The sequence below is a fragment of the Actinopolyspora mzabensis genome, assembly GCF_900101095.1.
In the GTDB taxonomy this organism is placed as follows: domain Bacteria; phylum Actinomycetota; class Actinomycetes; order Mycobacteriales; family Pseudonocardiaceae; genus Actinopolyspora; species Actinopolyspora mzabensis.
This window is the reverse complement of sequence record NZ_FNFM01000005.1, coordinates 218,238-230,060: the sequence shown is the minus strand read 5'-3', so window position 1 is coordinate 230,060 and position 11,823 is coordinate 218,238. Positions and strand designations below refer to the sequence as shown.

Sequence of the window (11,823 nt, the reverse complement as noted above, 5' to 3'; positions counted from 1 at the left end):
CCATCACGCGCGATCTGTGCGAACGGGTCGGCGTCCGCTCGGACATCGCAACCATGCGAGCACGACTCGTCGTCCTGCGACACCACACGAACGCAACGACCGCCGAGCTTCTCGCAAGATCCTGGCTCGGGCTCAGCCGCGCATGCCACCACCACGCTTTCGAATTCGCGCCGAACGAGAACGAGGTCCGCAGGCTACTCGAGCATGTGAAGTCGACACGTCCTCGAGACGAGCACCTCTAACAGCTCTGTGGCATGTCCCGCGTGCGTAAGACACACACGGTTCGGTTCCGAGAGGAAAAGTGTCTCGCCCAGATCGAACAAGCCCGTGGTCAAGCACAGCGTGGTGTCGCCGAAAGGGATCATCATTTGGTGTCGGTGCTCGGGGTTACCGTGCGAACGAACCGCGTCGACGCCCGCAGCCGACTGTCCACACACCGATGCAACTATCCGTCCAGATCGACTCGCGTACCAGGAGAGAGCGCTGACATGACCGTCAAGACCACCGAGCAGTGGTGGCACGAATTCCGTGCCAGCTCCGCCGCCGACGTGACCATGTCGTTGCTGCGCTCCCGGGACGCCCTGTTCCATCTGGCTGTCATGGCCGCCCATCTCGGCGACGGACAGATCGTCGATGGACAGACACTCGCCGCTGAGATGAACGCTGATCTGCCCGAGCTGTTGCACAGCTCCCCGCACGCCGACACCGATGACGCCGCAACACCGGCTGTCACCGACGCGGACGATCTCCTCACGCACTGGACCAAGAAGGGCTGGGTACATCGCAGCGTCGACCCCACCAGCCGCACCGAGCAGTATCAGCTCACCTCGGGTGCGACCCAGGCGGTACGGCAGATGCGCAACCTGCAACGGCACACCTCGATCGCCACCGAATCCACCCTCGTCATCGTGATGTCCGAACTGCGACAGATCGCTGCCGAAGCCAATCCCGATCCGAGCGCCCGTCGGGCATCGATCAACGAGCAGATCGCGACTCTTATCGCTCAGCGAGACGCACTCGATAACGGCGAGACGCCGCGGGTCAACCACACCGAACTCGTCGACAAGATCAACACGCTGACCCAGCTCATCGAACGCATCCCGAGTGACATCGCACGATACGGCGAACGCATGCACGCCAACACCGCAACACTGCTCCGACAGGGACTCAGCGGGGACCCGAACGAGTTCGCCGAGTCACTGCAGCGCATGTTCGACGGCCACGACGTCATCGCCGACAGTCCAGAAGGGCAGGCATTCCGATCGTTCTCCACGATGATCGGAAACCCCTCACATCGTGCTCAGCTGGAAACCGACATTGCCGAGATCACCGAGCACCTCCCCGACCTGCCCACACATCTGGCCGATAGCTTGAACGGGTTCATCGATGTCATGTGGAACCGCGTTCAGGAAGTCGAAAAGACACGAGGAGCCGCGTTTCGCAGGATCAGCAATTTCGTCCGTGGCGGTGACTTCTCACACTACCGCAGCATGCGCATCCGGATCAACGAGGTCCAAGCCTCGGCGGCCGAAGCCTTTGCGCGCACTCACGGCGGCCGCGACATCGGGTTTGTCGTCCCCATGAGCGGAGTCGATGCCCGCTCCGTAGGACGGTTGCGCCTCGACGAGGGAATCACGACGCTGCCCGAACCCCTCAACGCGTCCGACAACGACTTCGACATCGATCCTGCGGCACTGACTGGTCAGGAAGCCATCGATTGGCAAGCTCTGCAGGTCGCCGTGCACTCCGCCATGGACGCCCGAAACGGCTTCGCCACGCTGCCCGAGGTGCTCGAGCAGCTCCCCGAGCCACGCACCGGCGATGTCATCGGCCTGTGGTCGCTGGCCACTCGTCACGGCGACGTCGACGACACCTCCGGCATCACGGTCCAGACGCACACGAGCCGCGGCTCGCGCGAGATCACCGTTCCATACCTGGTGTTCGATCAACAACTTCCCGACCCCCAGCTCGGACTCGACAACCGCACTCCCCTACGGGTGCGAACGTCTGTCACGGAAGGCATCCTCGATGGTTAACTCCCTCGAACCGAACTTCGCGAACGTGTTCGACGGCCTGTTCCCGGAAGAAGCCTACGAGGACGCCGATCCCGTTCCCTTGGACCCCGAACAGGTGTTTTCCGGTGCGGCGGAACCGGTGCGAACCCACCTTGGCCAGGACACCATACAACCGCGGTTCGACGGCGACACCAGTCAACTGCCCCACGACGTGTGCTGGACCCTCCAGGAGCTAGTGGCGGCCCCGCACGTCAGCGAAAAGGCACGCAAGTACTGGGCGGTCGTGGTCGAGCACGAGGATGTTCTGCGCAGTCGCCTGTCGGAGCTCGGGTTGCTACTCGAAGTCAACCACGAGTACCGCTACGCTTTCACGCGCCAGGCCGACGATCCCAGCCCGCACAGTCGCGCGATCCTGCGCACGAAGACACTCAGCCTCGCGGCGAGCACGCTGGCTCTGCACCTGTATCACCAGTACCTGCTGTCTCCGGACAATCCGGTCGTGGAAACAGCCGACATGATCGACCACATGATGGCCTACAAACCGGCCACCGACACCGACGACGCCGCATACCAGAAAAAGATCAGAACTGCCATTCGTGCGCTCGACGACGCCGCCATCATCAAGCCGATCAAGGGCACGGATCGTTACGTCATCTACGGAGTCATCACGTCGATCCTCACGACGGACCAGGTCGATGTACTCGGCCAGCGATACAAGGCGATCGCGTCCGGCGAAACGGCCCGTTCCAGCGACAGCGACAGCGACAGCGACAGCGACAGCGACAGCGGAGAGAACGATGACTGAAGACATGCTCGACCGCAGTCACCAAGACCAGTTCCGCCTTACCCGTCTGCAGGTCGTAAACTGGGGAACCTTTTGCGGCTACAAGGACTTCGCCATCGACAAGCGCGGAGTGCTGTTCACCGGGCCGTCCGGCTCAGGTAAGTCGTCACTGATGGACGCGCACTCCATGGTGCTGCTTCCCACCAACGATCAACGCTTCAACGCCTCGGCGGATCTGACGGCGCGTGGGTCCAAGCAAAGCACCCGCAGCGTCGTCGACTACGTACGCGGTGCCTGGTCGGAGACCAACGACGAACACGAGCAGTCCCAGACCCAATACTTGCGAAGCGGCAGACCAACCTGGTCGGCAATCGCGGCTACTTACGACAACGGACACGGTGTGATCACTACCGCAGTCGTTGTCAAGTGGTTCACCGGGGTGGACAACGATCCCAAGTCCATGAAGACGCTGCGCCAACTGCACGACGGCAGCTTCGAACTGACCGCTCTGGAGGAGTGGGCCGACCGGGGGTTCGACACGACATGGCTGAAACACGCGGTTCCCGCCTTCTACCCGCCCTCTCAAGAAAGCTACATGCGCGAACTGGCCCAGCGCATCGGTCTGGGTACTTCCAAGACCGCGCTATCCCTGCTCGGCAAGGCCAAGGCGATGAAGAACGTCGGAGCGCTGGACCTGTTCATCCGGGAGAACATGCTCGACAGACCGGAAACGTTCGCTGCCTGCACCAAGATGCTGGAGGCGTTCACCCCTCTCAACGAGGCCTACCAGATCGCACAGCGAGCTCATAACCAGGAGCTGATCCTGCGCGATGTACCGTCGTCCTGGATCACGTACTGCGAGTCCGGCCGAACGCACAACCTCGCCGAAGCCCTCCTGGGAACACCGATGGAACGCTACCTGCGGGGTGTTCATCTGCGGAGCATCGATCAGGAACGCAACAGCCTCGACGAAGCCATCGACGCGTTGGACACGAAGCTGGCCGAGGAACAGCAACACGAAGAACGGGCGAGGGACGCCTACCTGTCCCTTGAACAGCAGCTTCGCAGCGAAAATGAACCACTCCGCCACCTACAGGTGGAGCTGGACGCGGCCAACACCGAAGTCCGTAGCCGACAGCACGCCTACCAGCTCTACAGCGGGCAGGTCGCTCGACTGAGCGTGACGTGCCCCCAGGACGAACAGGCCTTCACCGCCCTGCGCGATCAACTGCCCGCGATAGGCCAGCAAGCCCATGACGAGCAGGCCGCCCTGCAGGCACAGCGTCACTCGGTCTACGCAGCGCTGGCACAAGCCGAAGAACGATACGACGAGCGTTCCGCCGAACTGGAGGCACTGCGGTCAGCCGCGAGTCTCATCCCCCAGCGGGCCGTTCGCCGCCGCGAGTTCATCGCACAACACACCGGCGTCCCCCTCGCACAACTCCCGTACGCCGCCGAGCTCATCGACGTCGCCGACGACCAGGAACGGTGGCGGCCTGCCGCGGAGCGGGTCCTGCGCACCTTCGGGCTGCGGTTGCTCGTTCCCGAGCAGCACAAGGACACCATCAGCCAGTTCATCGACACCAACAACATGCGCGGTCTGATCGAGTACAGCATTGTTACCGCCACGTCAGCTCACCAGCCCCGCCCCGACCGAGGATTCCTGGCCGGCAAGCTCATCGTGGACACCGATCACCCGTGCGGGCCATGGCTACTCGGACAGCTCGTCAAAAAGTTCGATCACGTATGCGTCGACAACCCACGCGAGCTCGACCACCATACAATCGCGGTGACGATCAACGGTACGGTGAAGAGTCCTGGTAATCACTACCGCAAGGACGACCGCAGCGAAGCAGCCGACCCATCGTCCTACATCCTCGGTGCCAACACGCGTACCAAGCGCGCGGCGCTGGAAGCCGCCGTCGCCGAACTCGACGAATCCCGGCAGAAGGCGAAAGCAGACGCCGACGAGATCGACTCAACATTCCAGAACCTGAGCACCACCCTGAGCGCCGTTGAACAGCTCCGCACCTACAGCAGCTGGTCTCAGCTGAATTTCTGGAATTCCCAAGGCCACGTTCGCCAGCTCGAAGAGCGCATCGAGCAAATCAGGGCCGACAACGTGAACCTGAACCAACTGGAAAAAGCTCGCGACGAAGCAAAACGAAAGTGGAATTCCGCCACCGAAACGCGCACCAACACCAAGAACAAGATTGCCGAACACAGTGCGCGGCAAACCCACCTAACCGAGCGGTACGAACAGGAACAACGCAAGCCACACTCCGTCGACGACGAGGAACACCGAACCTACCTCGACGAGGTGTACGCCGAACTCGACGTACCTGTCACCACCGACTCCATGCCTCAGGTCCAGTCCGCCTTCCGGAAAGAGCTCGAAAAGCACAAGAGCTCAGCCGAGTCACAGCGCAAGCTGGCCCACACGACACTCAAGAACGCGCTCGACCACTTCATCTCCCGGTGGCCGGACACGGCACCGGATACCAGCGGGGACGTCGACCACAGCGGCGGCGACTTCGCCGCGTTGCACGAGGAGATCACGCAACGACGTCTCCCTGGGGCCATGAACCGGTTCCAACGAATGATCAGTGAGGACATGGTTCCCTCGGTCAGTGTCCTGCAGCGCACCATCGAAAAGGCGACCAGCGAGATCAAGCAGCGGATCGACATGGTCAACGCCGGACTGCGGCAAGTGGAGTTCAACGCGGGAACACACCTGCAGATCGCCTACAAGGCAAACCCGTCCGACGATGTCAAAGAGTTCCGTCGCCGCGTCGACCTGCTGCTGCGCAACGTCACGGCCGCCCAGAAGGACCCTCATGAGTCGGTGGCACAGTTCCAGCGCGTGCGCGAGCTGATGGGATGGTTCACCAGCGAGGATTCCGTCTCTCAACGGTGGTCCACCAATGTCCTGGACGTTCGTGAAAGTTACACCTTCTACGGACTCGAACAGGACAGTGACGGCCGTACGGTTCACACGTATCGTAACACCGCCTCGAACTCCGGCGGCGAGCAGGAGAAGCTTGTCGCTTTCTGTCTCGCGGCCGCGCTCAGCTACAATCTCGCCCGCTCCGACTGCGACGGCACACCTCACTTCGCACCACTGATGCTCGACGAAGCATTCAGCAAGTCCGACGAGAATTTTTCCGCCCAGGCACTGGCGGCGTTCGAGCAGTTCGGTTTCCAGTTGCTCATAGCCGCACCGATCCGCATGTCCGGCATTCTCGAACCGTTCATCGGACAGGCTATTCTGGTTGAAAAGCGGACAATCGACAACGAGGCCCGTTCCGATGCTGCGTCCGCGACGTTCGGGGAACTCACCAACCGCCGTATCGCCGAGTCCGACGGAGTTGTCCATGCGCCTGCCTGAGCAGGTTGCTGAGTACCTGCGTCGCAGGTTCGACAGTGACTACCCGAAATGGGCTCGCAATGAAGGCACCTGGCCCATGCGCGTCCCACTGCGTCCACCGAGCCCCGCACAACGCTCGGAAGACCCGGTCGCATGCCACGCCTGGGCCGAACAGTGGAACGGTTTCACTGGCCCCGGGAGGGTGGACTACTCGGACACACGGTTTCCGACCGGAACCCACGCCATGCCCAAGACGCTCGTGTTGCAAAGTCCCCATGACGTGGCCGACGTCCATCCTGACACCCGCGAGACATGGCGTCGTTGCGGCCACCGCCTGACGACCCTGCAACGCGAATTCCCCGATGCGACGTTCACGGGCATCATTCGCCGCATCACCGAGCTGGACGAACACACCTACCAGCGCCTACGGACAGCAGTCACCTGGCTGCGCGCCAACCCCACCTCCGGGATGCTGTTGCGTCAACTCCCGATCGAAGGTATCGACACGAAGTGGCTGTCACAGCACGCGCGCCTCGTACTGGCCCTACTCGGCAAGCCAGACGCTCCGGACACGAACACCGCCGAGACACGCTCCCAACGTCGTCACCTGCACGAACGACTCGGACTTCGGCGGCCACCGGATCTTGTCCAGGTAACCGTACTGGATCCCGGCATAAGATCCCAATTCGCCGGGATGCGCCACTTCGCGGCCAGTGTCGACGATCTCAACCAATGGCCGCAGGAGCCGGACACGGTCGTCATCCTCGAGAACAAGGAGACTGGTTACGCGATCCCCGACGACCATGCAGATGTGGTTGTGCTCCATGGACACGGGTTCCATGTCTCACACCTCGCCCGCATCAACTGGGTGCGTCATTCCCGGAAGATCGTCTATTGGGGTGATATCGATGCTCCTGGTCTTCAGTTCGTCAACGACCTACGCATCCACGGGTTGTCCGTTAACACGGTCTTGATGGATATCACCACCCTCGAGCGGTTTCGACACCTCTCAGTGAACGGCTCCCTCCCCCAACGCACCACCCTCCCCCAGCTGACCGTGATCGAGAGGAAACTGCACGAACATCTTGCGGAACACGCTGCCAGGCACGGAACCGGGTTGCTCCTCGAACAGGAGCGCATCCCATGGGACTACGCGTACCCCGAACTCCTCGCATCGGTGTCTCTGCAGCGTCCTTGACGGTTTATCGAGACCGGGCGGCCTGACTTGGCCCTGTCCGTTGGTTTCATGGCCGTTCTCGGCGTTGGCGGGCCAATCGGACGATCCGGTCGGCCGCGACTTCAACGGTTTCGTGTTCCCACACCCGGATGACCATCCAACCGGCTGCCGAGAGTTCCGCGTCAGAGTCCCGATCGCGCCGCAGTGCTCCGTCAAACTTGCGACGCCACCACTGCCGATTGCTCTTCGGCAAGTGCGCGTGCCCCGGGCAGCAGTGCCAGAAGCAGCCGTCGACGAAGACAGCGATGTGCGCACCACGCAGCAGCACGTCGGCACGACGTCGGCAGTTGGTGCCGGGCGGGATCGCGTCGGTGAGGAAGCGTAGGCTGCGGCGGTGCAATGCCCGTCGCAGAGCAAGTTCGGCAATGGTGTCGCGGCGCCCGGTTCTGCGCATGACCTTCGCCGCTACCGGTGAGCTCGCTGGAGGCGTCGGCCCGGGATTGAGGTACTGGCACGTGGTGGCCTCCTGTGATTGCCGGTGGGCGCAGTTGGATGCTGCGAGCCCCGAGCCGATCTTGCCCACCTCAACATGAACCACCCACAGTTTCGAACGTGTCCGCAATGCGCTCCGCGTTCCGCGGATACGCGGCGACTCGCCTCTCCGAATTGAACTTCCAGCGGGATGCCGTGCGCCGTTGTTGCTGTCCACAAGCGGGCCAACAGTGCAATGTGATTATGGCACCGGCTGATCGTGCTGAGCTGTTGTCCTGCGAAGCAGGCCTCTGGGGGCACCTTGCGACATTGGAGCAGGAGTGCATCCGGTACAGATGGTGTGCTCCAAGCGGCGTCTACTGCGCGCAACGATCGCGAACCAACGTGACCTATCCTGCGGATTCTTCATTTTCGCAGGTCAATGCTCTGCCAGAATTGGACTGGGGTCAGGAATTGGCGGGTTCAAATCCGGCCATCCCGACCAGCGGCAGAGCCCGCTGACCGACTGCGAAAAGCGCAGGTTATCGGGCTTTTCGTACTCGGGTGTGGATCTTGACCGGGGCACTGACGCGTGCTCAACAGGGTGGCCTGGAGCGAATCAGGAGCATCGGGCTCCAGTCTTTGATTCAAGCCCGGGATGGGGTCATGTTGATCTTCGCTCCAGGACGGGCATGGCTGAACGTGGTTGGACGGCCCGTCAACGGACACCAACAACATCGCACCACGAAGCGTTTGAGGCCGATTGCGCCGTGGTGATGACTGTTGGCGCCGGTCGAGCTACACCGAGGAGTGTTGACCTCGTTGACATCATTGGTTGAATCTCCGGACTTCTCACATTATCTTTGTTTCTTAGATCACTGAGTGAATCGAGCTCGGATATACACGATCTAGATGATCGGCTCGCAACAGTGGTGTGGAACGAGCGGGCGAAGACCATCGAGGGGCGGAGACTTCTGCATCCGCTGCCGTTGCCGGTTCGGAGTCTGCGACCCAGCACAGCTAGAGGAGGGGACACAGCATCTGTATACACCGTGTACAGAGGTTTGGGCTCGGCCCTGCCGGATCCGGAAAAAGCGCGGCAGTGATTCTTCTTCGGGATGCGCTACGCTTTCGCGATCAAACCTCTGTGGAGACTTGGGAACGAGTACTTGTTCCGGTGATGTTCACGTTACACAGCTGGGATCCCACGATCGCTGCCACTGACTGGCTGCCCGACAAACTCGTCGAAAGCTACCCTATATTCCACAACTGCGAGCATGCCACTGAGATGTTGCCCGCTGGCCGGGTGACCGTGTTTCTCGACGGGCTCGACAAAATTCCAGAACACAAGTTCCAGCGCACTCACGGCCTCGGCCGGCGTCCCGTTTCGATTGGTCATTACCAGTCGTATTGACGAAGCACTGCCACCGCCGAAACAACGATCCTTGCCGGATCAACACCAAAAGATTCAACCTAGACACCCCTCGTGCACCTACTGCACTGGCTCCACGAAGCCCGCAACCACGATATTCGACAACAGCGCAACGACCACATCGTTACAGCTGTTCAACTGGGATGACTGAGCGAACCCTCCCGTCTGACTGGCAGCTGCCCACCCTATACGTATCCACAGGGAATCGCCAGTTCCGTGTAGTGCTCTGCCGCCCTCGTGACTATGTGAACGCTCTTTCCATGTTCTATTCGAGATCACTCGCAAAATGATGACTATCTGCGATTGTCGATGGCTGTGTGGTCAATCGCTCTTGCAGATCGCGATGGCGAAATTGGACGGCGATACCAGCAAGACGGACCAGTCCAGCGCTGTGCGCCCAATCGAGGAACTGTGCCGGACGAACAGGCAAGCGACCAGCACGAGAAAGACCGAATAGGGCACGTGCATAATGTGGCCATGGAGTGTTCCTAAACCCGATCACGAGTCCGCCCATAAAACCGGAAACCACTCCAAAATAGAATTCTCCCGTAATTCCACTCAAAAATCCACATGCAAACATGGCCGCAAACGTAATCACAATAACTTGAGCGAGGTCACGAGCCAGTGCTTGACGTACAGATGCACTCGGGCAGGATACTGCCTGCTGGGTATCGCTAAAACTGTCTATAAAACCAAAGGCAAGACCCAGCGGAAAAAGAGATACGCTGAATATTATTCCGGAACCGAGGCCAACTATGTGACCATGCTGCATACCAACCAAAAAACCAAGCATGACGCCAGACACTAGAGCAAAAGCGACACCGAACCCGAATTTCCCTACAGCTCTACGACGTCCAACTGAATCACGAAGTGCATATAGATTCAACCGTTTTACTGAGTGCGAAGGTGAAGGATGAGACCAGACGATGGACATCCCGCGATATACCAGTGAAGTAAAAAATCCGCGCCAGCCAGAGAGCTGCCTGAGATCGCTGGTGGTGCGCCAGATTTCGTGTAAGTGCAGGTCGATACCGGAATGTTTTTGCTGACGCATATAAGCGAGGTGGTCGGCCAAGATGTGTAGCCATCGTGCGACATCGTCGGGATCATAGTGGCTGCCGTCGCCCCGAGCGTGATGTGCGGTAATGGCAGGAATGAGTTGAGAGAACAGATAGTTGTCGAGATCGTCCCTGCCCAGTCCAGTGAGTTCCTGGGGGCTAGTGTGGGGGCCTTGGTAGTCAGTAACAGCAAGATAGAGCCGCAAAGGCAAAGCTAGACAGGCCGCGAGAGGGCCTGCGGGGTCTGCGCGGAGGGCATCAACCACCGGTTGCCATCGTTGTTGGATACCGTCAGGTCCACCGGGGGCAGGAAAACGATGGGCGAGCCAGGCGATGACCTGATCAACGTTGAGCGGCTGCATGGTCACCACAGTGGCGTCCTGCAATGAACCGCCTGCACCGATGCCGTTGGCAAGCTGTTGGTAACGACTGCTGCGGCAGGTCAGCACAGCCCCCCATCGATCTGGCCCGGCGGGCAGATTGAGCGCAGCGATCACTGCTTGCCCGCGTACCGGGTCGGCATCGTCAGTGTCCATTTCGTCGAGCCCGTCCAGTATGGGCCACACCCACCCGCTGGTAACCAACGCGCGGGCGACAGCCGCCTCCAAACCATAGATAGTGGTCAGCTGCTCAGCGATCCACACATCGAGCCGCTCGCGTACCACTGCAGTGGTGGTATCGATGGAGGTGGTAAATGCAGACAGACTCAGCCGTACTGGTACCCGAACACGAAGCATAGAATCAGCGCCCGGTACGGTCATCGTCTCGTGCGCATTGCTAGCAAGATCCAGTAGTAACCGGGTCACCAGTACGGTCTTACCGGCCCCAGCCTCCCCCAAAACCACCAGCCGACCCCGATCCAACTGCTGATAGAACGAGGCAATCGAGTCCAACGAACCGTGCCGGTCGCCGCCATCAGTCCGCCAGTGCAGCAACTCGGGTTGAGTGAACCCAACATCGGCCGGGCTCGGTTGACCGGTATCGCCCAGCAATCGCTGGAGCGTACGTTCCTCGTGGGTGATTACCTGAGTCAGCAGGGTACGTGCTCTGTCGGCCAACACAGCTGGATCATCGGCCTGAGGACGTACTCGCAGCCCATACATTGAGATCACTGTGCCCAGCACCGTTGCGGGTAACGCTAGCACGTTGGCGATCCCCGCTCCATCGCTACTGCCGGTCTTGCCCAACAGCCACACGGTGAGCCACGCCAGCCCGACCATCAGCAGGACCAGACCTATGCCCGTCGACAGCCGCGAGCGCGGCGACCACACTCGAGACTCCATCCGGACATCCTCCCGCAGCGATCAACTCGTTTGAGAGGTGATTTTAGAGATGATCTCCAGGATGGTGGTCCGGAACCAGTCGATCGGTGCAACGTAGGCCAGCACAGCACTGGATAGATGCCTCCGTGGACACCCACCACCGCCGCTTCCATAGGACGAAACCTCTACGGGGAAACCCATAGAGACAAGAGACAGACACAGCCCAGGAAACGCCAGAAGTGGAATAGGTAGAACCC

7 protein-coding genes are annotated in these 11,823 nt (G+C 60.7%); 5 read left to right on the top strand and 2 right to left on the bottom strand.

Annotated features, from left to right (window positions below; all coding sequences use genetic code 11):
* Window positions 1-488 precede the first annotated feature (488 nt).
* The 4 genes from BLR41_RS10110 to BLR41_RS10095 are packed head-to-tail and all read left to right on the top strand — an operon-like array spanning window position 489 to window position 7,364.
* Window positions 489-2,036: a DUF3375 domain-containing protein gene (locus BLR41_RS10110; protein ID WP_176797925.1), complete on the top strand. Its 1,548-nt coding sequence runs from the start codon at window positions 489-491 to the stop codon at window positions 2,034-2,036.
* Window positions 2,037-2,061: 25 nt separating this feature from the next.
* Window positions 2,062-2,820: a DUF4194 domain-containing protein gene (locus BLR41_RS10105; RefSeq protein ID WP_176797924.1), complete on the top strand. Its 759-nt coding sequence runs from the start codon at window positions 2,062-2,064 to the stop codon at window positions 2,818-2,820.
* A complete protein-coding gene (locus tag BLR41_RS10100) occupies window positions 2,813-6,187 on the top strand; it encodes an ATP-binding protein (protein WP_176797923.1) in 3,375 nt (1,124 codons plus the stop codon). The genes BLR41_RS10105 and BLR41_RS10100 overlap by 8 nt, the downstream gene beginning before the upstream one ends.
* Complete coding sequence (locus tag BLR41_RS10095) at window positions 6,174-7,364, top strand: Wadjet anti-phage system protein JetD domain-containing protein (RefSeq protein WP_176797922.1); 1,191 nt, start codon at window positions 6,174-6,176, stop codon at window positions 7,362-7,364. Before BLR41_RS10100 ends, BLR41_RS10095 begins: the two co-directional genes overlap by 14 nt.
* 46 nt (window positions 7,365-7,410) lie before the next feature.
* Here BLR41_RS10095 and BLR41_RS10090 read toward each other — a convergent pair whose 3' ends face one another.
* The gene (locus BLR41_RS10090; RefSeq protein WP_092627762.1) at window positions 7,411-7,797 is read right to left on the bottom strand and encodes a PDDEXK family nuclease; all 387 of its coding nucleotides are present in this window, start codon (window positions 7,795-7,797) and stop codon (window positions 7,411-7,413) included.
* A 1,194-nt stretch (window positions 7,798-8,991) separates the two neighbouring features.
* Here BLR41_RS10090 and BLR41_RS10085 point away from each other — a divergent pair.
* Window positions 8,992-9,228: a hypothetical protein gene (locus BLR41_RS10085; protein ID WP_092627761.1), complete on the top strand. Its 237-nt coding sequence runs from the start codon at window positions 8,992-8,994 to the stop codon at window positions 9,226-9,228.
* 283 nt (window positions 9,229-9,511) lie between these two features.
* On the opposite strand, the gene BLR41_RS10080 is transcribed toward BLR41_RS10085, so the two are convergent.
* Complete coding sequence (locus BLR41_RS10080; RefSeq protein WP_092627760.1) at window positions 9,512-11,587, bottom strand: NACHT domain-containing protein; 2,076 nt, start codon at window positions 11,585-11,587, stop codon at window positions 9,512-9,514.
* Between the last annotated feature and the right edge of the window lie 236 nt (window positions 11,588-11,823).